The organism is Duganella kummerowiae (genome assembly GCF_053572355.1).
Genome location: NZ_JBKFEH010000008.1, coordinates 159,834 through 183,979, shown reverse-complemented (window position 1 = coordinate 183,979; position 24,146 = coordinate 159,834). Strand labels below are relative to the sequence as shown.

Annotated in this window: 26 protein-coding genes; 11 read left to right on the top strand and 15 right to left on the bottom strand. The window is 66.4% G+C overall.

Annotated elements, in window-relative coordinates:
* The first annotated feature begins 291 nt into the window (after positions 1 to 291).
* Complete coding sequence (locus tag ACLB1G_RS08635) at positions 292 to 2,733, top strand: TonB-dependent receptor plug domain-containing protein (RefSeq protein WP_491626797.1); 2,442 nt, start codon at positions 292 to 294, stop codon at positions 2,731 to 2,733.
* An 82-nt stretch (positions 2,734 to 2,815) separates the two neighbouring features.
* Positions 2,816 to 3,715 carry an alpha/beta hydrolase gene (locus tag ACLB1G_RS08630; protein WP_491626796.1) on the top strand — a complete coding sequence of 300 codons (900 nt, stop codon included), beginning with the start codon at positions 2,816 to 2,818 and terminating at the stop codon, positions 3,713 to 3,715.
* Here ACLB1G_RS08630 and ACLB1G_RS08625 read toward each other — a convergent pair.
* Positions 3,712 to 4,791 carry an Rpn family recombination-promoting nuclease/putative transposase gene (locus tag ACLB1G_RS08625; protein ID WP_491626795.1) on the bottom strand — a complete coding sequence of 360 codons (1,080 nt, stop codon included), beginning with the start codon at positions 4,789 to 4,791 and terminating at the stop codon, positions 3,712 to 3,714. The genes ACLB1G_RS08630 and ACLB1G_RS08625 overlap by 4 nt on opposite strands.
* 144 nt (positions 4,792 to 4,935) lie before the next feature.
* Positions 4,936 to 5,274, bottom strand: coding sequence for a nucleotide pyrophosphohydrolase (locus ACLB1G_RS08620; RefSeq protein WP_491626794.1), 339 nt, complete (start codon positions 5,272 to 5,274; stop codon positions 4,936 to 4,938).
* A gap of 59 nt (positions 5,275 to 5,333) precedes the next feature.
* Between ACLB1G_RS08620 and ACLB1G_RS08615 the strand changes: the two genes are divergently transcribed.
* Complete coding sequence (locus ACLB1G_RS08615; protein WP_491626793.1) at positions 5,334 to 5,894, top strand: GNAT family N-acetyltransferase; 561 nt, start codon at positions 5,334 to 5,336, stop codon at positions 5,892 to 5,894.
* On the opposite strand, the gene ACLB1G_RS08610 is transcribed toward ACLB1G_RS08615, so the two are convergent.
* Entirely contained in the window at positions 5,843 to 6,310 is a 468-nt protein-coding gene (locus ACLB1G_RS08610) for a GNAT family N-acetyltransferase (RefSeq protein ID WP_491626792.1), read from the bottom strand. The two genes, ACLB1G_RS08615 and ACLB1G_RS08610, sit on opposite strands and share 52 nt — an antisense overlap.
* 159 nt (positions 6,311 to 6,469) lie before the next feature.
* On the opposite strand from ACLB1G_RS08610, the gene ACLB1G_RS08605 reads away from it, so the two are divergent.
* The gene (locus tag ACLB1G_RS08605; RefSeq protein ID WP_491626791.1) at positions 6,470 to 7,336 is read left to right on the top strand and encodes a GIN domain-containing protein; all 867 of its coding nucleotides are present in this window, start codon (positions 6,470 to 6,472) and stop codon (positions 7,334 to 7,336) included.
* 17 nt (positions 7,337 to 7,353) lie between these two features.
* On the opposite strand, the gene ACLB1G_RS08600 is transcribed toward ACLB1G_RS08605, so the two are convergent.
* From ACLB1G_RS08600 to ACLB1G_RS08575, 6 genes are all read right to left on the bottom strand, one after another.
* Positions 7,354 to 8,112 (bottom strand): OBAP family protein, encoded by a 759-nt coding sequence (locus tag ACLB1G_RS08600; RefSeq protein WP_491626790.1) that lies wholly within the window; start codon positions 8,110 to 8,112, stop codon positions 7,354 to 7,356.
* Between the two features lie 48 nt (positions 8,113 to 8,160).
* Positions 8,161 to 9,078, bottom strand: a complete 918-nt coding sequence (locus tag ACLB1G_RS08595; protein ID WP_491626789.1) for a LysR substrate-binding domain-containing protein — start codon at positions 9,076 to 9,078, stop codon at positions 8,161 to 8,163.
* Between the two features lie 161 nt (positions 9,079 to 9,239).
* Complete coding sequence (locus ACLB1G_RS08590) at positions 9,240 to 10,136, bottom strand: LysR family transcriptional regulator (protein WP_491626788.1); 897 nt, start codon at positions 10,134 to 10,136, stop codon at positions 9,240 to 9,242.
* A gap of 316 nt (positions 10,137 to 10,452) precedes the next feature.
* Positions 10,453 to 11,022: a hypothetical protein gene (locus ACLB1G_RS08585; protein WP_491626787.1), complete on the bottom strand. Its 570-nt coding sequence runs from the start codon at positions 11,020 to 11,022 to the stop codon at positions 10,453 to 10,455.
* Between the two features lies 1 nt (position 11,023).
* Positions 11,024 to 11,278: a hypothetical protein gene (locus tag ACLB1G_RS08580; protein WP_491626786.1), complete on the bottom strand. Its 255-nt coding sequence runs from the start codon at positions 11,276 to 11,278 to the stop codon at positions 11,024 to 11,026.
* 75 nt (positions 11,279 to 11,353) lie between these two features.
* Complete coding sequence (locus ACLB1G_RS08575; protein ID WP_491626785.1) at positions 11,354 to 12,280, bottom strand: LysR family transcriptional regulator; 927 nt, start codon at positions 12,278 to 12,280, stop codon at positions 11,354 to 11,356.
* Between the two features lie 114 nt (positions 12,281 to 12,394).
* Between ACLB1G_RS08575 and ACLB1G_RS08570 the strand changes: the two genes are divergently transcribed.
* Together ACLB1G_RS08570 and ACLB1G_RS08565 are read left to right on the top strand one after the other, a co-directional pair.
* Positions 12,395 to 13,138, top strand: coding sequence for an SDR family oxidoreductase (locus ACLB1G_RS08570; protein ID WP_491626784.1), 744 nt, complete (start codon positions 12,395 to 12,397; stop codon positions 13,136 to 13,138).
* Between the two features lie 18 nt (positions 13,139 to 13,156).
* Entirely contained in the window at positions 13,157 to 15,538 is a 2,382-nt protein-coding gene (locus tag ACLB1G_RS08565) for a hybrid sensor histidine kinase/response regulator (RefSeq protein WP_491626783.1), read from the top strand.
* A 22-nt stretch (positions 15,539 to 15,560) separates the two neighbouring features.
* Here ACLB1G_RS08565 and ACLB1G_RS08560 read toward each other — a convergent pair whose 3' ends face one another.
* Both ACLB1G_RS08560 and ACLB1G_RS08555 read right to left on the bottom strand, forming a co-directional pair.
* Positions 15,561 to 16,868, bottom strand: a complete 1,308-nt coding sequence (locus ACLB1G_RS08560) for an ATP-binding protein (protein ID WP_491626782.1) — start codon at positions 16,866 to 16,868, stop codon at positions 15,561 to 15,563.
* Entirely contained in the window at positions 16,865 to 17,542 is a 678-nt protein-coding gene (locus ACLB1G_RS08555) for a response regulator (protein WP_491626781.1), read from the bottom strand. The genes ACLB1G_RS08560 and ACLB1G_RS08555 overlap by 4 nt, the downstream gene beginning before the upstream one ends.
* 193 nt (positions 17,543 to 17,735) lie before the next feature.
* Between ACLB1G_RS08555 and ACLB1G_RS08550 the strand changes: the two genes are divergently transcribed.
* From ACLB1G_RS08550 to ACLB1G_RS08540, 3 genes are read left to right on the top strand one after another with little or no spacing between them, the layout of a single operon-like run.
* The gene (locus ACLB1G_RS08550; protein WP_491626780.1) at positions 17,736 to 18,314 is read left to right on the top strand and encodes an outer membrane beta-barrel protein; all 579 of its coding nucleotides are present in this window, start codon (positions 17,736 to 17,738) and stop codon (positions 18,312 to 18,314) included.
* 7 nt (positions 18,315 to 18,321) lie between these two features.
* The gene (locus tag ACLB1G_RS08545) at positions 18,322 to 19,092 is read left to right on the top strand and encodes a MipA/OmpV family protein (RefSeq protein WP_491626779.1); all 771 of its coding nucleotides are present in this window, start codon (positions 18,322 to 18,324) and stop codon (positions 19,090 to 19,092) included.
* A gap of 2 nt (positions 19,093 to 19,094) precedes the next feature.
* Positions 19,095 to 19,775: a hypothetical protein gene (locus ACLB1G_RS08540; RefSeq protein ID WP_491626778.1), complete on the top strand. Its 681-nt coding sequence runs from the start codon at positions 19,095 to 19,097 to the stop codon at positions 19,773 to 19,775.
* A gap of 40 nt (positions 19,776 to 19,815) precedes the next feature.
* Here ACLB1G_RS08540 and ACLB1G_RS08535 read toward each other — a convergent pair whose 3' ends face one another.
* The gene (locus ACLB1G_RS08535; RefSeq protein ID WP_491626777.1) at positions 19,816 to 20,697 is read right to left on the bottom strand and encodes a LysR family transcriptional regulator; all 882 of its coding nucleotides are present in this window, start codon (positions 20,695 to 20,697) and stop codon (positions 19,816 to 19,818) included.
* A 239-nt stretch (positions 20,698 to 20,936) separates the two neighbouring features.
* On the opposite strand from ACLB1G_RS08535, the gene ACLB1G_RS08530 reads away from it, so the two are divergent.
* Positions 20,937 to 21,701, top strand: a complete 765-nt coding sequence (locus ACLB1G_RS08530; protein ID WP_491626776.1) for an SDR family oxidoreductase — start codon at positions 20,937 to 20,939, stop codon at positions 21,699 to 21,701.
* Here ACLB1G_RS08530 and ACLB1G_RS08525 read toward each other — a convergent pair.
* Genes ACLB1G_RS08525 through ACLB1G_RS08515 form a run of 3 tightly spaced genes read right to left on the bottom strand, consistent with a single transcriptional unit; the run spans position 21,698 to position 23,740 of the window.
* Positions 21,698 to 21,955, bottom strand: coding sequence for a YkgJ family cysteine cluster protein (locus tag ACLB1G_RS08525; RefSeq protein ID WP_491626775.1), 258 nt, complete (start codon positions 21,953 to 21,955; stop codon positions 21,698 to 21,700). The genes ACLB1G_RS08530 and ACLB1G_RS08525 overlap by 4 nt on opposite strands.
* Positions 21,956 to 21,968: 13 nt before the next feature.
* Positions 21,969 to 22,727, bottom strand: coding sequence for an alpha/beta fold hydrolase (locus ACLB1G_RS08520; RefSeq protein ID WP_491626774.1), 759 nt, complete (start codon positions 22,725 to 22,727; stop codon positions 21,969 to 21,971).
* Positions 22,724 to 23,740 (bottom strand): M14 family zinc carboxypeptidase, encoded by a 1,017-nt coding sequence (locus tag ACLB1G_RS08515; protein WP_491626773.1) that lies wholly within the window; start codon positions 23,738 to 23,740, stop codon positions 22,724 to 22,726. Before ACLB1G_RS08515 ends, ACLB1G_RS08520 begins: the two co-directional genes overlap by 4 nt.
* Before the next feature lie 205 nt (positions 23,741 to 23,945).
* On the opposite strand from ACLB1G_RS08515, the gene ACLB1G_RS08510 reads away from it, so the two are divergent.
* Positions 23,946 to 24,146: a hypothetical protein gene (locus ACLB1G_RS08510; protein WP_491626772.1), complete on the top strand. Its 201-nt coding sequence runs from the start codon at positions 23,946 to 23,948 to the stop codon at positions 24,144 to 24,146.

The window sequence follows — 24,146 nt, the reverse complement described above, 5'->3', positions numbered from 1 at the left end:
GCGCCCGCCCGCGCGCGTCCATGCGCCCTGGCGCGGCCGATAAATAAAGTCCTTCATGCGCCGGCGCCGCGGGCCGCGCCATCTCATGCTTCCTGATCCAACCTGTATGCCGCAAGGCAGGCGGCGCTGAAGCAGCTTTATTTTAATAATCATTTTGCAAGCAACTGGCACGCCGCTTGCTATATCTGCAAGGTGGAGCAAGGGACTCCCCACAGTAATGGAATAAATAATTTATATCGTTTGGTATCGCTTCCGATTTTGAATATATTTTTATCTTGATGAGGACTAACCATGCACAAGGCCATACTGAAGTCCGGCGCCGCCGCCGTCATCCTGCTGCAATCGGGTATCGCGCTGGGCGCGCCCGATGACGCGCCGGCGGCCCCGGACAATCCCACCTCGGCCGGATCGGTGATCGTCACCGGCACCCGCGCCAGCGGGCTGAAGGCGGAGAACAGCGCCTCGCCCATCCAGGTGCTGGACGCCTCCTCGCTGCAGCGCACCGGCCAGCCCGACCTGATACAGGCCCTGGCCCAGAACCTGCCGTCGCTCAACGCCCAGGCCTTCGGCGGCGACACCGCCAACCTGACCCTGTCCATGCGTTTGCGCGGCCTGAGCCCCAACAACACCCTGGTCCTGATCAACGGCAAGCGCCGCCACGGCACCGCCAACCTGGCCGTGCTGGGCGGCCCGTTCCAGGGCGGCGCCGCGGCCGACCTCAACTTCATCCCGGTGGCCGCCATCGACCACATCGAGGTGCTACAGGACGGCGCCGCCGCCCAGTACGGTTCGGACGCCATTGCCGGCGTGGTCAACATCATCCTCAAGTCCAACAACCACGGCGGCACCGCCAGCGTCACCGGCGGCGGTTACTGGGATGGCGGCGGCCGCACCGGCGACGGCTCGGCCAACATCGGGGTGGAACCGTTCAAGGACGCCTACCTGAGCCTGACCGCCGAATCCAAGTACCACGGCTACAGCGACCGCGGCGGCATCGACCCTCGCGTGATCGACAAGGCCACCCTGGCCGCCAATCCCACCATGGCGCAGGCAGCCGGCTATCCCTACCTGAACCACATCTCGGGCGACGCCCAGTACCACTTGCATGTGCTGGCCGCCAACTTCGGCTGGGACATCAATCCCGACACCACGCTGTACGCCATCGCCACCTACGGCAAGAAAAAGGCCCGCGCATACGAGAACTACCGCCTGCCCAACCGCCTGCCCACCATCTACCCGCTGGGCTTCTCGCCCAAGGAGACCCTGAAGGAGGACGACTACGCGCTGACGGCCGGCATCAAGGGCATGGCGGGCGGCTGGAAGCTGGACCTGAGCTCGACCTATGGCCGCGACGTCGACCACATCGGCAACATGGACTCCGGCAACGTCTCGCTGTGGCAAGACACCGGCAGCACCCCCACCGTGTTCGAGGCCGGCCAGTTCATCGCCAGCCAGCTGACCACCTCGCTGGAAGCCTCGCGCGAATTCGACGCCGGCATGGCCAGCCCGCTGAACGTGGCGGCCGGCCTGGAGCACCGCATCGACAAGTATGAAATCGTGGCCGGCGACCCCGCCTCGCGCTACAAGGAAGGCTCGCAAGCCTACCCCGGCTTCTCGCTGACCGACGCCGGCAGCCACCGCCGCACCGGCGAGGCCGCTTATGTGGACCTCTCCGGCCAGCCCATCAAGGACTGGACCGTGGACCTGGCGGCGCGCTACGAGCACTTCAGCGACTTCGGCAACGCCAAGGTCGGCAAGCTGACCAGCCGCTATGACTTCAGCCCGGCGGCCGGCCTGCGCGGCACCTATTCGAACGGCTTCCGCGCGCCCACCCTTGCCGAGGAATACTACTCGGCCACCAACGTCGGCCCCACCACCGCCTTCGTGCAGCTGCCGCCCAATTCGGCCGGCGCCAGGCTGGTCGGCGTCAACGGCCTCAAGCCCGAGCATTCGACCAACTTCAGCCTGGGCCTGGTGCTCAATCCGGCCAAGGATATATCCGTGACCGTGGATGCCTACCAGATTTCCATCCGCGACCGCATCGTCGGCAGCGGTTCGGTGTACGGGTCCGGCGGCGCCGTGAACTCGGCCGCCGTGGTGGCCGCCATCAAGGCCAATGGCAATGTGCTGGACCCGGCCGTGACCCGTACCGGCATCAACATCTTCACCAACGCCGTCAACACCCGCACCCGCGGCCTGGAATTCATGGCCACCAAGAACAGCAGCTACGGCGAGTACGGCAAGGTGGACTGGTCGCTGGCCGCCAACTACAACAAGACCGAGGTCACCAAGGTCAACCAGGCGCCTGCGCAGCTGCTGCCGCAGACCCTGCTGGACCAGACCGCCATTTCCGACATCGAGACCGCCTCGCCCAAGGTGCGGGTCAACCTGGGCGCACTGTGGAAGGTGGGTAACTGGACCGTCAACCTGCGCGAAAACATCTACGGCAAATCGTCGGAATGGGGCACCGAGGATGGCGGCACCTACTACGAAACCAAGATCGGCACCAAGTTCCTGACCGACCTGGAAGTGGGCTACCGCATCAACCCGGCCTGGACCGTATCGGTGGGCGCCAACAACCTGTTCAACAAGTACCCGGACCAGGTGAATGCCGCCCTGCTGGCCGCCCAGCGTGCCGAATTGGACAATGCCGCCGTGACCATCTATCCCTCGTTCTCGCCGATAGGCATCAACGGCGGCTACTACTATGCACGCGCCACCTACCGCTTCTGAGCGTGACGTGACGGCACGGTAGCTATTCCACCGCCTGCGCGCTTGCGGTAGCATCGGCTATCGCAACCGCACAGGACCGACCATGCTTCCCTTCCTACGACAGCGCCTGATGGCCGCCGCCCTGGCCGGCGGCGCCGGCGCCGCAGCCGCCGCGCCCATGACCCTGCAGGATTACCTGGCCATGGGCGGCCCGGCGCCGGACCACCACGTGGCCTATGGCGCCGCACCCTCGCAGTACGCCGAACTGTTCCTCCCGTCCGGACCGGGACCATTCCCGCTGGCCGCCATCATCCACGGCGGCTGCTGGACGGTGCAGTTCGGCGGCATCGTCCAGATGCGCGCCATGGCGGCCGACCTGGTCCGGCACGGGGTGGCGGTGTGGAACGTGGAATATCGCCGCTACGACGAGCCGGGCGGCGGCTATCCCGGCATGTACCAGGACGTGGGCGCGGCGCTGGACCGGCTGCGCACCCTGGCGCCGCAGCACAGGCTGGACCTGGGACGGGTGGTGCTGGTCGGCCATTCGGCCGGCGGCCACCTGGCGCAATGGGGCGCGGCGCGTGCGCGGCTGCCGGCCGCCAGTCCCCTGTACGCGGCCGATCCGCTGCCGGTGCGGGCCGTGGTCAGCCTGGGCGGCCTGGCCGACTTGCGCAACGAGGAAGCGCTGATACAGTCCAGCTGCGACCGTAGCCGCGCCCAGCTGGCCGGTCTGCCCAGCGCTGCGCGGCCGGATGTCTACAGCGACACCTCGCCGGCCGAGCTGTTGCCCACCGGCGTGCCGCTGGTGCTGGTGCATGGCGAGCTGGACACCATCTCGCCGCCGCGCGTGGGAGAGGACTACGCCAGGCGCGCCCGCGCGGCCGGCGACGAGGCCGAGATGATCGTGCTGCCTGGCGGCAGCCATTACGATGAAGTGTCGGCCGCGTCGCCGACCTGGCGCATCACGGGCGCCCGCATCCGCAAGGCGCTGGGCCTGCCTTAGAGTCCCTCTTGATTGATGGCAGGGGTGTCGGCGGCAAATACCTGTTCGACGCTGCGCCCCTGCGCCAGCTCGGACAGCCACTGCACCATTTGCGGCAGGGCTGCCGTGGCAATGCGGCGGTCGGCTAGTTCGGTCAACGGCAGGCCGGCCTTGTTCATCCAGTCGCGCAGCATCTGGCGGACCTCCTGCCTGGCTTGTTCCTGGCCTTGTTCCAGCCCTTGCTCCAGCCCTTGCTCCAGCCCTTGCTCCAGCCCTCGCTCCAGGCCTTGTTTCAAGCCTTGTTCGAGCGCTTGTTCCTTGCCCCTATCTTCCATCCACTGTATGAAGTCGTCCCAATCCCGCCATGGATGGTCTATGCGTTTCAGCATGTCAGCCTCCCTATCGCTATCCATCATCACCATAGTCTCAACCGCCTTCTCCTTCAAGACAAAATCCATCCAGTGCGACAGACTCGCTTTGACGTGGCTCATCACGGGATTCTGCAGATGCGCTACAAACCGGGCGAGCGCCAGTTCCAACGCCGGCCGGTCGCGCGCGTGCAGGAGGTTAAACAGCGCTGCAACCAGGTTGCCGTGCGTGTCATCATCGGCCGCCTTGGCGCCGTCAACCAGCATATAGCCTTGCCGAGGCTGAAGCGTTTGCAGGCCGTCCGGCGCGGGCAGCATCAGCTCCGACAGTTCGGCAGGCGCGCGCCATGGCCGGGCGCCATGGTACAGGACCACCGGCAGCACGGGCGGCAGCTTGCCGCCGCGCGTCAGCTGGCGCTGGCGTACCAGGTCCTGGTACAGCAGGCCGACGTAGACCTGCATGCGCAGCGCCATCCAGTGGTCCGGTCGCGCCTGCAGTTCGAGCAGCAGGTAGAGGTAGATCCAGTCGCCGTCCAGGCGCACGCGCCACACCAGATCGTCATGGCGCTGGGCGCCGCGCTCGCCAACGTAACTGGCGTTCACGCGCTCCAGCGCCTCCAGCTCCAGCTGCTGCGCCCAGGCTTGCGGAACAAAGCCGCGCAGCAGTTCGCGCACCATCTCCGGATGCGAGAACAGCTGTTTGTAGATATGGTCGTGGGTGCTGGACATGGAATCCAGTGTAGCCCCCGGGGCTGCTGCTCAACTCGCCTGACGCGCGCACCAGGTTTGGCTAATCGCAAACCGGGTGCAGAAACTGTCGCCGGCCGGCAGGGTGGCGTGCCCTCGGCGCGTACGGCGCTAGCACAAGGCCTGTCAGGCGGACCGGGCGGGATACTTGCGTGCGTTCAGCACCATTTTTTCCAGCACCGCCTGGTGCAGGTCGACGCCGCAGCGGTCGGCCAGCTGCACCAGGTACAGCAGCACGTCGGCCATTTCGTGCCGGATGCCGGTGCGGGCTTGTTCGTCCAGCTCGTCCGGCGCGCCGCTGCGCAGCCATTGGAAATGCTCGGCCAGTTCGGCCACCTCGACCGATAACGCCATGGCCAGGTTCTTGGGCGTGTGGAAGGACTCCCAGTCGCGTTCCAGCGCGAACTGGCGGGCGCGGTCGCGGATGTCGGCCAGGCTGTCGGTGGGTGTGGTGGTGGCTGTCATGGCGCGCGCAATCGGAATGAAACCATGATTGTACCCGCCGCATCGGGTACCATGGCCGCATGCTGACCCTACGCCCTCCGACTCCGTCCGACGCCGCGGCCCTGCTTGCCTTCGAGCTGGAAAACCGCGCCTATTTCGAATCCTGGATCAATGCCCGCTCGCCGTCCTACTACAGCCAGGAAGGCGTGGCGCTGGCCATCGCCCAGGCCATGCTGGACCACCAGCGCGACGCCGCCTACCAGTATTTGATGCTGGACCAGGACGAGATCGTCGGCCGCATCAACCTCAACAGCGTGCTGCGGCCGCACTACCGCCGGGCCGAGCTGGGCTACCGGGTTGGCGAGCGCCACGCCGGGCGCGGTTACGCCACCCGGGCGGTGCGGCTGGTGCTGGAACAGGCCTTCGGCGCGCTCGACCTGTGGCGCTTGTACGCCACCGTGCGGCCGGAGAACACCGGCTCGCTGCGGGTGCTGGAGCGCAGCGGCTTCCAGGTCTACGGCCGCTCGCGTAGCTGCTTCGAGCTGCATGGCCAGTGGTACGACCTGCTGCAGCTGGAACTGCACAGCCCTCAGGCCGCCAGTTCCCTGGCCATGAACACGCTCCAGGGATCGTCGGGATAATCGCCATACGGGCCGCAGCGGCGGTAGCCGTGGCGTTCATACAGGCGCAGCGCCTCGGGCTGGCTGGGGCCGGTCTCCAGCGCCATGCGCATGCAGCCGGCGCCAGCGGCCTCCCGTTCCACCGCAGCCAGGAGGCGCGCGGCCAGGCCGGCGCCACGGCTGGCCGGCTGCACATACATGCGCTTGATCTCGCCATAGCGCACGCCGTCCTGCTCCAGCAGCACCACCGCCGCGCAGCCCACGGCGCGGCCATCGGCACCGCGCGCCACGGCAAAGCGCACGTGCGGCTGGCACAGGGTGGCCAGGTCCAGCGCGTACACGCTTTCCGGTGGATACAGGGTCAGCTGGTAGGCGTCCAGCTCGGCGATCAGGGCGATGACCTCGGGCTGGTCGGGCGATTCGAAGGCGATCTGCATGGTGCCGGGAGTAGAGTTGGGTGACGGCGGCATGCTAGCACGGCGGACCCGGCCTGGCGCAGTTCAGCCCCCGATTCCTGCAGTTCATCGCAGCGCCCGGGCGCCGTGGCGCGGGCGGCGCTACAGTGTGGCCATCATCATAACGAAGGAACCACCGCCATGCGCTCCGCCCTCACGCCCTTTGCCCTGTCCATGCTGCTGGCCGTCGCCGGCTGCGCCATCATCGTTGTGCCCGAGGATGGCAAGGTGCGCTACGAAACGGGGTTCGGTTCGGCCGTGCAGGGTAATGGCCAGGTGGGCACCGAGCGGCGCGAGGTGGCGGCCCTGAGCGGCATCGACATCAACGGTCCGCTGCAGGTCGAGGTGCGGGTCGGCTCCGGTCCTACGCTGCAGGTCGAGGGCGACAGCAACCTGCTGCCCATGGTGCGCACCGACGCGGCCGGTGGCACCTTGCGGGTGTGGGTGGAAGGCAGCATCCGCACCAGCAATCCCGTGCGCGTGACCTACACCACGCCGGTCCTGAACCAGGTCGTGTCCAACGGATCCGGCCGCTTGACGGTCAGCGGCCTGAGCGGTGGCGACTTCGAGATCACCCAGACCGGATCGCGCTCCACCCAGCTGTCGGGCCGGGTCGATCGCCTCAAGGTACGCCTGACCGGCTCCGGCGGCGTGCAAGCCGCCGGGCTGCAGAGTGGCGCCACCGTGGCCAGCCTGAACAGCTCCGGCCGGCTGGAGCTGGGCCGTTTGCAGGGCGACAGCCTGAGCCTGGACGTGCACGGTTCCGGCGGCGTCAACGCGGCCGGTACGGTACGCAGCATCAATGTGCGCCTGTACGGTTCCGGCAGCGCCGACCTGTCCGGACTGAGCAGCCGTGGCGCCGAGCTCAGCACCTATGGTTCCGGCAGCATCACGGCCGGCGTCACCGACAGCCTGGTGGCTGACAGCAACGGCTCCGGCCGCATCACGGTCTACGGCAACCCGGCCCAGCGCAGCGTCAGCGGCAAGCGCGTCTCCATCATCCAGTAACACCCGCATGCCCAGGGTCAGGGTTCGGTCACGCCGGGGATTTCCCGGCTGGGGCGGGCGAACTGGCCTTTCAGGGCGTCCACGCCGCCTTGCGGCTTGGCCAGTTCGCGCAAGGCGGTGCGGTCTTCGCGGGTCCGGGCCGTGTCGCGCTGCAGGCGGCGGTCGCGCTCTTCCACCAGGCCGGGCTGGATCTCGCCGTCGCGGTTGAAGGACCAGGCCAGCATCGGCATTCCCATGGGCAGCTCATCGCTGGGCGCGCCGGCGTGGCCGATGTTCCAGAAATGCCAGGTCTTGCCATAGCTGTTCATCTTGTCCTTCATCAGCGCGCGCTCGGCCGTTTGCGGGATGCCGGGCGCCATCAGCTGGCCGCTGAGGATTTCGCCATTGTGCGGGTGCCACATCTTGCGCTCGGCCTCGGGCAGGCGCTGGTACAGCTTTTCCGAGATGATGTATTCGACCCCGTTCATGTTGGCGTCGCGCGTGTTCGAATCGAACAGCACGCACTGGGCGAAGTCCTGGTTCATCTGGTGGCAGTAGTGGTGGGCTTCCATCTGCTGCTCGGGCTTGTCCTTCATGGGATGGAAGCCGACCAGGTAGATGTCGAAGCCCTTGACCGGCAGGTTGTTCTGCAGCAGGGCCGCGCCGGTTTCCAGGGCGCGGGTCTTGCCGCTCTTGGGCGCGCCCGGCGGCGCCGCTTCCGGCGCCGATTTGTCTTGCGCGGCCGCGACCGCGATCCACGCGCATGCGGCCAGCGCGGCCGCGTAGTATCTGTTCATGTCCGTCTCCAGAAGCGAGAGCGCAGTGTAAGCGCCTGCGCGCGCGGATCAGGGCACGATACAGTGGGTCAACATCGATTGTTCCATCTCGGCGATTTCTTCCTCCAGCCAGGCGCGGAAGCGCTGCACTTTCGGCAGCTCGCGCTTGCGGCGGCTGGTGAGGAAGTAATAGCCGTCGTCATGCGGCACGCCACGGCAGGGCAGTACGTGCAGCGCGCCGCTGCGGATGTCGTCGTAGCCGATGGCATAGGTCAGCTGACCGATGCCCTGGCCGGCCAGCACGGCCTGGGCGATCACGCTGAGGTTGGAAAAGCCGCGCGAGAAATCGTAGCGGCCCTTGTGCACGCCATTGGCCTTGAGCAGCCGCTCCCATACCTCCGTGGTTTCGCCATACAGCAGCGGGAAGCGCTTGAGGTCGGCCAGGCCCAGCGCGTGCTGGCCGGGCTGCAGCAGGCTGGGGCTGTAGACGGCAATCCAGTGGTTACGGAACAGCATGTCCGGGTCGCCCTCGGCGGCGCGCTGGCCACGCAGCGCCACGTCGATATTGTCGTCTTCCAGGTTGACCAGCTTGTCGCTGGAGTCGATGCGCAGGTCGAGGTCCGGGTAGCGCAGCGTGAAGCGCGGGATGCGCGGCACCAGCCAGCGCAGGGCCAGCGAATAGGTGGTGCTGATGCGCAGGATTTTTTCCTCGTCCCCGCCGCGCAAGGCCGCCACCTTGCCGCGCAATTCGTCCAGCATGCGCGCCACGGTCAGCGCCAGGTCTTGTCCCTTCTCGGTCAGCTCGATATGGCGCGGATGGCGCAGGAACAGGGCGAAGCCGACAGCCTCTTCCAGCTGCTTGACCTGCAGGCTGACGGCGGCCGGCGTCTTGTGCAATTCCTCGGCCGCCAGTTTGAAACTGGCGTGGCGCGCGGCGCATTCGAAATCGATCAGCCCGGACAGTGAGCGTAAGTTTTTCTTATCCATCGCATGGGGTATTTCTCGTTTGATCACGTTCTTCTGTGGGATGAGAATATACCCCATCACACAATGCATAAGAAATTCCTACACTAGAGGAAGGGGATCGCCATGTCGGAAAAACTGATGAAAGAACTTCTGCACCTGCTGGCCGGCCTGGCGCGCAAGCGTTAAAACAGTGCCGCCAGCCCGGCTTCCAGCGCGGCCGCGAAATTGGCCACGATGGCGGCCGGTTGGCGCGCCATGATCAGGGCGACCGGTGAACGTGCTTCATCGCGCAGCGCGATGAAGCGCACGCCCTGCGGCGCCACTTCGCGCATGCTGGACGGGACGATGGCAATGCCGAAGCCCGCCTCCACCAGGTTGAGCAGCGAGGTCTTGCGCGAGGTGGCGCGCGCCACCTTGGGATAAAAGCCCTGGGCCACGCACAGGCCCGCGACCAGGTAGCTCAGGCCGCCGCGTTCGCGGTGTGGCAGCGAGACAAAGGCTTCGTCGCGCAGGCTGGCCAGGTCCACGGCGTCCTGCGCGGCCAGCGGGTGGCTGGCGGCCACGGCCACCATCAGCGCTTCGCTGCCCACCTCCCTGACCACGATGTCGGGATGGCGGCGCAGGATGGGCAGGCGCGCCAGGCCGAGGTCGGCGCGGCCCTCCGCGATGTCGGCGGCCTGGTGGTCGGAGGATGCCTTGGACACTTCCAGCGCCAGGCCGGGCGCGGCGTCCAGCAGACGGTGCAGGGCGGCGCCCATGGCGCTGGTCAGGGTCACGGAACTGGAATGCAGCAGGCGCACGGTGCCCAGCGCACCCTGGCCGGCGCGCTGGGTCAGGGCCACGGTTTCCGCCACGTCCTGCAGGATGCGCTTGCTGCGCTCATAGAACAACCGGCCGGCGTCGGTCAGCTCGACCTGGCGCGGATCGCGGCGCAGCAGCTGCGCCTGCACCTCGCCCTCCAGTTCCTTGATCTGCCGGCTCAGGGCAGACTGCGCCACGTACAGCGATTCGGCGGCGCGCGAATAGCTGCCCGCGTCCACCACCTCGGTGAAATACTTCATCTGCTTCAGAGAAATCATGCCTATGCCTTTTTGAGATCGTGGGCCGCCATATTTGATATTGGCCCTGGCGCCGCCGCGCGGCTAAAGTCCAGTCAGAGCAAGGAGGACCTGGACATGGCACAGTGGATGGCCGTCATCGGCGCGGTGGGTATCGGCGTGAGCATCGCCGTCAAGCTGATTGTAATGCAATGCCTGGCGCGGCAGCAAAGCGATGGTGCTTAATGTCGGCTGCGCGGTGTTTTATACAAAGCAACCGCAGCATCCAGCCGCGCTTTCGCCTCGGCATATTGCGGTTCGGTCAGCGGTTTTGCGCGAGCGGGAAGAAACCAGCCGATCACACAGCTGTTGTCGCGCAAGGCGATCTGAACATGCGTTTTGGTGTGCAGCCCGGATGTCGGTGCGATTTGGCTACCCTGGCGAAGGCTGCTCGCACAGCTTGAAATGGAGGTAGAGATAACTGAGCGTCGCGCATTTTGTGTAGCCAATTGAACACGGCATTGTCCAAGGCGCGATAGATCATATCAGTATCGCTGTCGCCAGCTGCTCGGTTTTGAGGAAGAGACTTGGCCGACTTGTTGAAAATCTCGACCAGTGACCGATATGCTGAATCATATTCCCTGATGCCGGCTTGCGTGTTCAAGTCCAGCCAATGCCGTACTTGAAGTACCGCGCCGACTACGGCGGGGCTCGCAATAGCCTGTGCGGAATAGCGTTTTTTGGGATGATCGCTAGAAGCTTGCGCAAACATGTGAGCGCGATCGGGATCGCCTTCGAAGAAGTACGCGCCTGATCCGAGCCAGTCATATCTATTATTACTATGGCTAAGGGTCTGCAGCCGCCCGCTAACAAAATCGTCGCGCGTAGTGACGTCGCAGCCGTGATAAGCGATGAGTGCGGTATTCACGCTAGTCGTATGGATATTTAAGTTTTCCGCTGCGTGTGATGATGCCAGCCTTGATGGCTATCTCAATACCCACTGCTGTAGGGACTTCATAAGGATTGACGTCCGGCTCGTCGTAGTTGTCCATCTCCACGCCAAAGCGCTCGGCTATCTCGCGCAGGGATTTGGCGTACTCTTCAGCGCGTTTTTTCCGTTCAGCTTCGGACGTAGCTGGGGTAGTGGCTTTCTCAGGCAAGTACGTGGGCTTGGGCATGATCATGGCCTTTCTGGACTTCGAGGCAAACCAGTTGGACCGCCGACCTGTCGTATGGTTCCCTGAACAGCCGGCCAGGCCTCACTGCCGGAAGCGCGCCGCGTGGCCGCTGGCGCGGAACTGCTCCACGATGTATTCCACGAACACCTTGACCTTGGCCGGCGCCAGCTTGCGGCTGGAGTAGTAGATGGACAGCGGCAGCGCCTCCGCATACCACTCGGGCAGCACCCGCACCAGCTCGCCGCGCTCCAGCTGCGGCAGCGCGTGCGGCAGCGGCAGCATGGCGATGCCCATGCCGGTGGCGGCCGCGCGCGCGATGGCCTCGGGATCGTCCAGCACCATCACCGGGCGCACGCTGGCCACCAGTTCCTGGCCGGCGCCGTTCTTCAAGGTCCACGGCACCAGCCGCCCGCTGGCCAGCGAACGGCGCAGCAGGCCGCGGTGGCGCCCCAGTTCCGACGGATGCGCGGGCGCCGGCTGCGCCTTCAGGTAGGCTGGCGCGGCCACCAGCACGATGCGCAGGCGCGCCAGCTCGCGCGCGATCAGCGCGTCGGTCAGCTCGATGCCGCCGCCGATGGCCACGTCATAGCCTTCGGCGATCAAGTCCACCTGGCGGTTATCGAAATGCAGGTCAGGCACCACGTCCGGATAGCGGCGCACGAATTCGGCCATCAACGGCACGAAATACTCGCGTCCCATGGTGTAGGCCAGCGATACCTTGAGGGTGCCGGCCGGCTTGCCCGCACCCTGGCGCAAATCGGTGAGCGCATCGCCGATCTCGCTCCAGGGCAGCCGTACCTGGGCATACAGGCGCTCGCCATCCGTGGTCAGGGCCAGGCTGCGCGTGCTGCGCTGGAACAGGCGCACGCCCAGGCGCGCCTCCAGCTGGCCCACGCTCTTGCTGACGGCGGCCGGCGTCACCCCCAGGCGGCGCGCGGCGGCGGAAAAGCCGCCCTCGTCGGCAGCGGCGATGAAGGCGTCGAGATAGCTGGACAGTTCAGTCAACATGGCTACATCTTATACCAATGGTTGAAACTGAACAGCAATTTCCATGGCTACCGCGATCTAATGACGGCGCCCATACTGTGTTCATCAACCAACCACACCGAAAGGAAACACATCATGAGCACCCCACTGAACGGCAAAGTCGCTTTCATCAACGGCGGTTCGCGCGGCATCGGCGCCGCCACGGCGCGCCGCCTGGCGCGTGAAGGCGCCACCGTCGCCATCGGCTACAACGCCTCGGCCATCGCCGCCGAAGCCCTGGCCGAGGAAATCAAGGCCGGCGGCGGCCAGGCCATCGCCATCAAGGCTGACGCCGCCGACGCCGCGAACCTGGCGCGCGCCATCGACAGCGTGGCCGAACGCTACGGCCGCCTGGACATCCTGGTCAACAGCGCCGGCGTGCTGGCCGTCGCCCCGCTGGAGCAGTTCACGCTGGAAGACTTCGACCGCACCATCGCCATCAACGTGCGCGCCGTGTTCGTGGCTTCGCAGGCGGCGGCCAAACACATGGGCGATGGCGGGCGCATCATCAACATCGGCAGCACCAACGCCCAGCGCATGCCGTTTGCCGGCGGCGCCACCTATGCCATGAGCAAGTCGGCCCTGGTGGGCCTGGTGAAAGGCATGGCGCGCGACCTGGGCCCGCGCGGCATCACCGTCAACAACGTGGCGCCCGGTCCTGTGGACACCGACATGAATCCGGAAAGCGGTGAATTCGGCGCCGCCCTGCACGACCTGATGGCCCTGCGCCGCCACGGCAAAGCCGACGAGATCGCCGCCATGGTGGCTTACCTTGCCGGTCCGGAGGCAGCCTTCGTCACCGGAGCCGACTTGCTGATCGACGGCGGCTTCGCGGCCTGATGACCGTTGGACCGCGCCATGCGAGGCATGGCGCGGTCCGCGCGCCTTGCGGATAATCAACATGCTATCCTTGCACTTCCTACTCTACGCAGGCGTGTACGATGTCTCCAAGGTACCAATATGCTCATCGGAAATAAGGAGCTCGCCTACAGCCGGCAGATCCTGATAGCACTGGTTCTGGTGGCTGTGGCAACCGCCGCGCAGCTGTTGCTCAGTCTCCTGGTCGGCGCCCGCGCGCCTTTCCTCATTTTCATTCCCACTGTTGCGCTGGCCGCCACCCTGTTTGGCGACCTGGCCGCCACTGTGGTCTTGCTTGCGGGTGCCGTGTACGGGTTGTACATACTGGGACCGATATACCGGATGGGGATCCATGATCCTGCCGACCGTATCGTTATCCTGCTGTTCCTCATCGTGGGCGCATTTTTTGTCGGCCTGGGACGCGTGGTTCGTCAGACCTTCCGCCGCGCCGGCGCAGCCGAGCGGGCCTTGGCCGAAGAGCGGCTGAACCGCGAAGTGGAAACGCTGGCGGTGTTCCAGGAGATGTTCAACCAGGCCCCGGGCTTCATGACCATGCTGCGCGGTCCCGACCATGTGTACGCCATCGAAAATGAAGCGCACCGCCGCTTCCATGGCCACCGCGACGTCATCGGCCGTCCGGTCGCCAGCGTATTCCCTGAGTTGGCAGACCAGGGGATCAACCAGATCCTGGACGAGGTCTACCGCAGCGGGGTGCCCTTTACCGCCGATGGGGTAGCGCTGCAGCTGCGCCGCGGGCCGCAGGCGCAGCTGGAACAGCTGTACATGGACCTGGTGTGCCAGCCCCTGAAGGACAAGGATGGACGCACCACCGGCATCTTCGTCGAAGGCTTCGACGTCACCGCGCAGCACACCATGCGCCAGGCGCTGGAAGAAAGCCACCAGCAAGCCGCCGCCGCCGACCAGCGCCTGCAGCTGGCGGTGGAAGCGGCCAGCCTGGGCGTGTTCTACTGCCCGCTGCCGCTGGACAAAGTCTATTGGAACGATACCTGCAAGGCCCAGTTCTTCCAGCCGCCCGACGCGGAGATCGACATCGACCTGTTCTACAGCGTGCTGCATGAGGATGACCGTCCCAAAGTGGCGGAAGCCATACGGCGGGCGGTGTTCGAGCAGGCGGATTACGACGTCGAGTACCGCACCGTCGCGCCCGACGGCAGGACCCGGTGGATACGGGCCAAGGGCAAGGTGTATTACGATGGCGCTGGGCAGCCGTCCCGTTTCGACGGCATCACCATCGACATCCAGCAGCAGAAGGAAGCCGAGGCCGCCCTGCAGGCGGCCAACCGGCAGAAGGACGAGTTCCTGGCCATGCTGGCCCACGAGCTGAGGAATCCGCTGGCGCCGATCAGCTCGGCGTCCGGCTTCCTGATGCGCAGCAGCCGGGACGAGCAGGCCGTGCGCATGAGCCAGATCATCGACCGCCAGGTGCGCCACATGGCGGGATTGCTGGACGACTTGCTCGATGTGGCGCGCGTGACCAGGGGCAACATCACGCTGGACCGGGCGCCGGTCGACCTGAAAACCACGCTGGCCGACGCCGCCGAGCAGGTGCTGCCCCTGGTCAAGCGGCGCTCCCACCAGTTGACCGTGCATGCCTGCGCCGAACCCGCCGTGGTGCTGGGCGACGCCAAGCGGCTGATACAGGTGTTCGTCAACCTGCTCACCAACGCGGCCCGCTACACGCCGCAAGGCGGTGTGATCGACATGACGCTGTCGGTGGCGGCGGGCAGGGCCATGGTCGAGGTGCGCGACAACGGCATGGGCCTCACGGAGGACATGATACCGCGCCTGTTCGACCTGTTCGTCCAGGGAGAACGCGGGGTGGACCGGCAGCAGGGCGGCCTGGGCATAGGGCTGTCGCTGGTGCTGCGCCTGACCGAGCTGCATGGCGGCACGGTCGAGGCCAGCAGCCCGGGCCCAGGACAAGGCAGCCGCTTCATCGTCGCCCTGCCGCTGCTCGAGGCCGGGGCGGCGCACGCGTCTGCCCCTGCGGCGGCGGAAAGCGGCGCCCGGCCCAGGAAGATCACCATCGTCGATGACAACGAGGATGCGGCCCGTACCCTGGCCGCCTTGCTGGCGGCCCTGGGCCACACAGCCGCTGTGGAAACCGATCCGGTGCAGGCCCTCGCCAAGGCGGCCGAGGCGCCGGCCGAGGCGTATCTGCTGGACATCGGCATGCCGGTCATGGATGGCTATACCCTGGCGCGCAAATTGCGCGAGCATCCGGCCACCCGGGATGCCCGCATCATCGCGGTCAGCGGCTACGGGCAGGAGCAGGACCGCAAGCAGGCCCTGTCGGCCGGCTTCGACGACCTGGCCATCAAGCCGGTGGACCTGGACCGCTTACTGGCCTTGCTGCAGTAATGCGGACGGTACGCGGCGGCCGCTAGTCCCGGCTTGCTGGTATCGATATGGTAAAACGCGCCCCGCCCAGCGGCGAGGTGTCGATGCGGATCTCGCCGCCGTGCAGGGCGACGGCGCGGGCGGCGATGGCCAGCCCCAGGCCGTGGCCCCCGGCCGCGTGGTCGGCATCGCGCGCCAGCCGGTAGAACGGTTCAAACACCTGCTGGCGCGCTTCGACTGGAATGCCGGGACCGTCATCGTCGATCACGACCACCAGCCGCTCGGCGCGGCTGGCGTCCAGCGTGATGCGCGAGCGCGCGTACTTGGCGGCGTTACGCAGCAGGTTGTTGACGGCGCGCGCCAGCAGGCGCGCATTGCCGTGCAGTTCCCCCAGGTCGGCGGCGATGCTGGCGCTGAACTGCTGCGCGCCCTGAGGTGGCGTGCAGCCTTGCAGCAATGGCGCAAGCGCGAACGCCCGGCGCTCGATGGCGTCGGCATGGTCGAGCTGGTTCAGGCCGAGCAGTTCATCCACCAGCGCTTTCAGTTCATCGATGTCGGTTGCCATGGCTTGCAGGCGGCGCAGCAAGGCTGGGTCGCCCTGCGCGTGCCGCTCGCGCAGCAGTTCCATGCCGAACTCCAGGCGCGCGATGGGCGTGCGCAGTTCGTGCGATACCGAATGCAGCAAGTGCTTGCGCGCCTCCAGCAGCGTGGCGATGCGCCCCGCCATCTGGTTGATGCGTGCCGCCAGCGGGGCGATGCTGGCGCTGCGGTGTACCGTGGCGCGCGCGGCCAGGTCGCCGCGGCCAAAATCATCGGCCATTTTCGAGACCGCTTGCAGGCCGCGCCAGTGACGCTGCGACCACCAGCCTATCGGCACCAGCAGGAACAGCGCGATCAGGATGAAGCGTATCGCTTCCATGCCCAGCGCTTCGCCTATATCGACCGGCAGGTGGCGGGCGTGGATCACGTCATCCTCGCTGCCGATGTAGCGTGCGCCACGGGTATCGACGCGCCGGTAGTAGGCCTTGCCCGCGACATCCATCACCACCTCGCCGCGCAGCAGCGCCGCCTGCTGGCTGGCGGGCAGCTCGGACAAGGCGCTGCGCAGCGGCTGCAGGTCGAGGGTGACATCCGACATTTCCCGCATCTTGTTCAGGCGCGGCAGCCATTCATCGGCGGGCGCCTGGTCGACGTACTGCTCCAGCAGGAAGATCTGGCCGGCGGCCTGGCGCCGTGCGATCTGCTGCAGCGGATCGCCAAACAGCAACAGAAACACCAGGTAGATGATGGCGCTGGCCAGCGTCATGGCCAGCAGCACCAGCAGCGCCAGGCGCCGGAACAGCCGGTTCATTCCCAGGCTGAAGGGCTGAACAGATACCCTTCGCCCCACACGGTCTTGATGCGTTCGGCGCCATGGTCGCCGAACTTGCGGCGCAGGCGCGAGACGCAGTTGTCGATGCTGCGGTCCATGCCATCGAATTCGATGCCGCGCATCTTGACCAGGATGTCGTTGCGTGACATGACCCTGCCGGCGGCGTCGGCCAGGATCAGGAACAGCTTGAATTCGGCGCTGTTCATCGGCACCTCGCAGTCGCGCCACCGCACCGTGCGGTTCTCGCGCGAGATGCGCAGCTGGCCGATGACGATATCGCTGCCGCCCACGCTGGCGCCGCGCCGTTGCAGGGCGCGCAGGCGCGCCAGCAGCACGCGCGGCTCTACTGGCTTGTTGACGTAGTCGTCCGCGCCCTGTTCCAGGCCGGAGACTTCATCGAAACTGTCTTCCCGCGCGGTCAGGATCAGGATGGGCACCGCGCTCAGCTGGCGCAGCTGGCGGCATACCACCAGGCCGTCGATGCCGGGCAGGGTCAGGTCGAGGATGACCATGTCGGGCTGGGTGTCGCGGTAGCGCTCCAGGGCGAGGTCGCCCCGGCCGACCACGTCGACCAGGTAGCCATAGCCATCCAGGTATTCCTTTACCAGCGCGGCCAGGCGCGCATCGTCTTCCACCAGCATTACCCGCTGCATCGTCCCTCCTGTTTGCAGCGACATTGTAGTGGAGCGCCGGGCACCGGTGGCATTTTCGACAATCAGGTACAACTGCGTACACTTTTTATACAAATGCGCCCTACAAATTGGAGACAATTCAACGACAGAACGCGGCGGATTCCGGCCGCGAGCCTGCCTACCATGGAGGCTCTTATTTCAAACGGAATCCAATATGAACAAATTTCTGTGCTCTATCCTGATCGCTGCAGCGGCCATGCCGCTGGCGCATGCCGAAGATGTTTATGTGGGCGCGAGCATCAACCAGGGGGCCAGGGGCCACGTCCGCTACAGCGACGCCGGCGTCGTCCATGACATCGACGCCGGCGGGCGCAAGTTCTCCGGCAGCGTGTTCGCGGGCTATGTGCTGTCGCCGTCGTGGGCGCTGGAAACCGGCTATCGCGGCCAGGCCGGCGACAGCGTGTTCGACCTGGAGCCGGGCTACCAGCTCAAGACCAGCACCAGCCTGGCCTATCTGGCGGCGCGCAACACCTGGCAGCTGAGCGAGAGCTGGGCGTTGTATGGCAAGCTGGGTGTGGCGCAGGGGCGCTTCAAGGCCGCGCTCTCGGGCCAGGGCGCATCGCTGGGCGATACGGTGCACAAGACCGGGGCCTATGTGGGATTGGGCGCGGCCTTCACGGTCGGCAAGGATGTGGCGCTGCAGCTGGAACTGGAGCACACGGACAGATTGAAACAGCAAGGCCTGAACGCGTCCATGGACAAGATATCGCTGGGCCTGAAGGCCGGTTTTTAAGGATGAGATGAACAAGCTGCCGCTCCCGTCACTGACACTGCTGCTGCTGCCGGTTTGCAGCCTGGCGCATGGCGGGGACCGCCTGCCCATGATGCCGGACGGCAGCCGCGACATGTACGTGGGAGCGGCGCTGGCCACCAGCAGCAGTGCGGCGGCCGATGCCACGCGGCCGGTGGTGCTGCGTCCATTGCTGCAGGTGGAGTGGAGCAATGGCGTGTTCGTTTCATCCGTCGGCGCCGCCGGCTGGCACCTGTCGCAGACGGCGGGCGTGGAATACGGGCCGCTGCTGTTGTCGACCAATGCGCGCGATCCGGGCGACAACCGCCGCCTGCGCGGCTCGCATGCCATCAGCGGTTCGCTCGATGCCGGCGGATTCTTCAACTACTACCTGGGCGACAGCGCCCGGCTGCGCAGCAGCATGGTGTACGACACCAGCGCGCACGGCGTGCGCGGCGAACTGGGCGTGCAAAAGAGCTGGGCGGAACTGGCGCCGCACCATAGCGTGTCGCTGTACGCCAGCCTGGCCCTGGCCAGCGATCCCGTCATGCGCGAGCGCTACGAGGTGCGTCGTGATGCGGGCGGGGTGCGCGATTACCGTCCGGACGGCGGGGTGGCGGCGCTGGCCGCCGGCGCCAACTGGAACTGGTCGCTCAGCAGCCAGTGGCTGCTGGCCAGCGGGGTGACGGCGACCCGTCTCGGCAGCGGGCCGGCCGGCAGCCCCGTGGTTGAGCGGCGCACCTATGTCACCTGGTCGACCGGCCTGGCATACCGGTTCTGACCATGCGCGCGGCCCTCCTGCTCTGCCTGGCCATGCTGCCGGGCGCCGCCTGTGCGCAGGCCGACAGCGACTGGATCTCCTACCGCGATGCGTATCGCCAGATGATCTGGTTTGAAAAATACGGCAAGCCCAAGCAGTTCCTGCAACACCACTACCGCCTGCGGCCGCGCGACAGGAACGCGACGCTCGATGGCTTGCGCCTGACGCTCAATGGCAAGGGGACCCAGGTGTCGCTGGCGCTCGATGCGCTGGGCCGCGCCGTGTTCCCGTTTTCCAAGGCAGCCTATGACGATAATGCCGAGCTGGTGGTCAACCGCAAGCCGGGGCAGTTCAAGGCGGGGCCGTGGGTATCCATCGTCACGCGGCCGGACGGAATCTATGCGGCGGCCGATCTACGGACCGCGTGCGAGCAGCTGCTGGCCTACCTGCGCTACGCGGGCGAGGACAGTGGCAAGAACTGCGCCGGGGTACAGTTCACGTATGCGCGCGGCGACACGGCACAGGTGCAATTCCATGCCGCCAGCGGCGCGGTGGTGGCGCTGGCGGCTACCGATGGTCCGGCTTTCGCGGGCGACGTGGTGCAAGGCTTCCGCGTGTACGCCTATCGCTTTGCGGCCTGGCCGGAGGCCGGGCAGGTGGTCACCAGCACCACGCCGCTGGCGATCGCCGCCTTGCTGGAATAGCGGCGCCATCACGACGGTGCGAGCCTAATGCCTGCGGCGATCAGATACGCCCGGCTAGCGCCGCCGCGAAATAGTCCGTCACCTGCCGCACCCGTGCGGAAATGAATTTCCGGTTCGGCCAGATCAGGCTGACGTCGCGCTGCGCGCTGATGAACTGTTCGAGGATGGGAACCAGGTCCGGCTCCGGCCAGGGCCCGGCCAGGGAGGCGCGGTAGAACATGCCGATGCCGACCCCTGCCTGCACGGCGGACAGGATGGTTTCCACGGTATTGGAGGACAGGTTGCCGTTCACCGGCACGCTGATAGCTCCCTGGGGGCCGGCAAAGGTCCAGGTACGGATACCGTTGTAGATCAGGCAGTTGTGGCTGGCGAGGTCGCCGGGAACCTGCGGTGTGCCGTGGCGCTCGAAATAGCTGCGCGAGCCGACGCACACCAGCGACGTAGTGGCCACCCGCCTGGCCACGGCGTCCGGATGGCGGGCCGGGCTGACCCGTATCGCCAGGTCGATGCCATCGGCCAGCAGGTCCTGCACGCCGTCCGACAGCTGCAGGTCCAGCTGCAGGCCGGGATGCAGCGACAGCAGTTGTGGTACCAGGGGCAGCACATGCAGGCGGCCAAACGTCGCCGAGGCCGCGATCCTGACCAGGCCCGAGATGGGCGCCGTACTGCCGGCCAGTTCCTCATTGGCCTGCGTCAGTTCCTCCAGCAGCGGCTTGGTCCGCTCATAGTAGCTGCGCCCGTGCTGGGTCAGGGTGACACTGCGCGTGGTGCGGTTGAACAGGCGCACGCGCAAGCGCTGTTCCAGGGCCGTGACGGCCTTGCTGATGACGGACTGCGACTGGCCCGTGCGCCTGGCCGCGGCGGAAAATCCGCCAGCTTCCACGACGGCGGCAAACGCGCTCAATTCCTGAAACTGATCCATGGCTGAGATTTATTAATTCGAATTTGGAATAGGATTAATGAATCCTGCGGTGATTATCATCAATCCGGACTCAAATTACCATGGTCTTAGAACCCGTTTCAAAATGAGCAGGGCTAGGCGCCGCGACGCAGACAGTGCGCTTGCACGGCAAGGAGCGGCAACGACGCCATGGTCTTTTTGAAACGGGTTCTTACTGCTGCCAGGGGCGGCATCCTGATAACTGACTAAGGAGCAAGACCATGAGTAGCGCAAACAATGAGCGTGCAATATCCAACCCATCCTTCGACCTGTCCGGGAAAAAGGTGGTGATAGTGGGCGGCAAGACCGGCATCGGCCTGGGCATCGCCCGTGCGGCGCGCGCGGCCGGCGCCGCCGTGGTGGTCGCCAGCCGGCGGGTGGCGGCGCTGGCCGAGCATCCGGAGCTGGCCGGCTTCGAGCAGGTTAGCCTGGATGTGCGTGACGAGGCGGCGGTGCGCGACGCTTTCGAGGCCATCGGGCCGTTCGACCATCTGGTGGTCACCGCCGCACCCGATATCGGCAGCTGGGGACAGTTCATGGACGCCGACATGGACGGCGTGCGCAGCTATGTCGAGGGCAAGTTCCTGGGCAGCTGGGCCTGCGCGCGCCATGCGGCGCCCCGGCTGCGCCCGCAGGGCTCCATCACTTTCCTGACGGGTGGCATGGCGGTGCGGCCCAAGCTCGGCTTCACGGCTGTCACCTCCGCGTTCGCCGCGGTGGAAGCGCTGTCGGCTTCGCTGGCGCTGGAACTGGCGCCGCTGCGCGTCAACACCATCCGTCCCGGCTATGTGGATACAGACATGTGGAGCTTCCTGCCCGCCGAGCAGCGCGATGGATTGCGCGACAAGGTGGCCCAAACCTTCCCCGTTCGGCGCGTGGGCAGGCCGGAGGATATTGCACACGGCGCGCTGTTCCTGATGACCAATCCCTATGTGACGGGGACGGTGATCGAGGTAGCCGGCGGCGAAAACCTGGTGCCAGCTTAGGAGGGCGCGGTAGCCGCTTCCAGCTGCTCCAGCCAGTGGATGGCGTATTCGCGGCTGCTGCCGCACATCTCGGCCGACGGCTGCAGGCCGCCGCAGAAGGCCGGCCGTTCGGGGCGGCCGAAGATCAGGCAGCGGTTGTCGTCGGCCAGCTGGATGCAGCGTACGCCGGCCGGCTTCCCGCTGGGCATGCCGGGTATCGGGCTGGTGATGGAGGGGGCGGTGCAGCAGGCGCCGCAATCGTCACGGCAGTTCATGGGTGTGCGCGATTCAGTGTCGGGTGAGCCACGATTTTACCGCATGCGCGACCCAGGCACCGTCGTCCAGCGGCAGGTCGTGGCCGGCATCGGGATGCACCTGCAGCGGCGCCTGCCAGGCCTCGGCCAGCCGCAGCGAGCAGCGGTGGTCCACCAGCCGGTCGCCGGCGCTGCACAGCACCAGCAGCGGCACCGGCGGCCGCGTGGACGGCGCATGGTAGCGCGCCGCCGACAGCAGCTGGCGCAGCGCATTGGCGCGGCTGACCGGGTAGTCGCGCTGGTAGGAGGTCCAGCGCAGCAGCAATGCGCGTCGTTCCTCGGCAGTGCGGACCGCATTGCTGGTCAGGCGCAGCACCAGGGCTTCCTGGCGCGCTGCGCCGCGCCGGAGCAGCTGGCGCAGGATGGCGCCGTAGTTCTGCCAGCGCAGGCGCAGGTGGAAGGGACTGTAGGGCCGCATGCTGGTGTTGACCAGCACGCAGCCGGCGATCTCGCCCGGATGGCGGTGCGCCCATTCCGCAGCCACCATGCCGCCCAGCGACAGCGCCAGCAGGTGGTACGGCGGCTGCCATCCGCGCGCCAGCAGGTCCTGGCGGCAGAATTCCACCATCTCCGCCACGGTAATGCAGCTGCGCAGCGCGTGGCGCTCGCCATTGCCGGGCAGGTCAGGGGTGGCGATATCGGCATCGGGCAGGGCCACGGCCAGCTGGTGCCGGAACTCTCCCCAATGGCGCTGTTCGCGCATCAGCCCGCGCAGCAGGACCCAGGTGCTCACGCGTGGTACCACTGGGCCAGCGCGCGCCGGTGCTGGACCGTGCGCGCCATCCCTTCCGGCAGCCAGCGCCCGTGGCTGTTGGCGGCGCGCATCAGGAAGTCGAACCAGATCAAATGCCGCCGCAGCACGCGCTGCAGGCGGTGGCGCGCGGTCGGGTTGAAGATGGCGACGCGGTCGAACAGCTGGCGCGGATTCTTCTTCACCCACAGCCAGGAACCCATCTCCAGCGTGAACGGCAGGAACACGCGCTCGCTGTGCGCGGTGCCGTTCAGGTACAGGTAATCCCACAGGTCGCCGTGGGTACGGTACTGGCGGCTTTGCGGTTCGAACACGTAGTTGTGGTTGGGGTAGCTCTCGCTGAACAGGGCTTCCAGCGCGCTGATGTCGGCCAGGTGCTGGATCGGCGTCTTGGTGTGGGCGTGCGGGAACCAGATGCGGTCGCGCAGGCCGAAGCCGGAATGGCAGTCCAGCGCCATGCTGAACTGGCGCGTCAGCAGTTCGCGCTCCACCAGCTCGCACACGGCCCGGCTTTCCGGCTCCATGGGCGCGCCCGGCGCGCCGCGGTACCAGGGCAGGTGGCGGCTGTAGCCCTGGCCGCCCAGCATGAAGGGTACTTTCTCGACCGCGCTCAGGGGCGCGTTGCGCATCAGGTCGACGCCGGAAGGATTGCAGCGCGTGGCCTGCCACATGCCGCCCGGGTTCACCAGCGGCATGAACACCAGCCGCATGGATTCCAGTTGCTGGTGCAGGGTGCTGTCCCAGCGCAGGCGCGCCAGCAGGCTTTCCAGGAAGGACAGGATCACTTGCGTGCCTATGCGTTCCAGGCCGTGGATGCCGCCGAAAAAGCCCAGCGCCGGCACCTCTGGACTCGGGTTGCCGAGCGCGATGCTGTAGACCGGGAACTGGCGCCCATCCATGGCGATGGTGCACGGGGTGGCCACTTCCAGATGGTTGCCGCCCTGGTCGATCAGACGCTTGAGGGTGATCAGTTCAGGCAGGTTCTTCTCGGGCATGGCGGTCCAAGGCTGTGGGTGAGCGACAGTGTAGCCCAATGGCAGGCGCGCGGCTACCGTGCGCGGCTGGGGGCCAAGCTTAAGCAGGATTTAATTAATGCAATCCAATATATGTTGCCGCAAGGCACTTTAATAATTTATAATTTAAGCTCCCACCCCGCCTGCCACCCGGCCCGGGAACGATGACACAGAAGGAGCACGCAGAATGAATACCAGCAAGATGGACCCCGTGTGTTTACGCGCCTTGCGCCGCCGCGGCCTGACCGACAGCGACATCACCGCCATGAGTCCGGAACAGGCCTTTTGCGAGTACTGCGCCTACCTCGGCATCATGAACCTGTCGCCGTCCACCCTGCAGATGCTGGACAAGCTGCGCGGCGAGACCGCGCCCGTGCTGCTGAGCTGA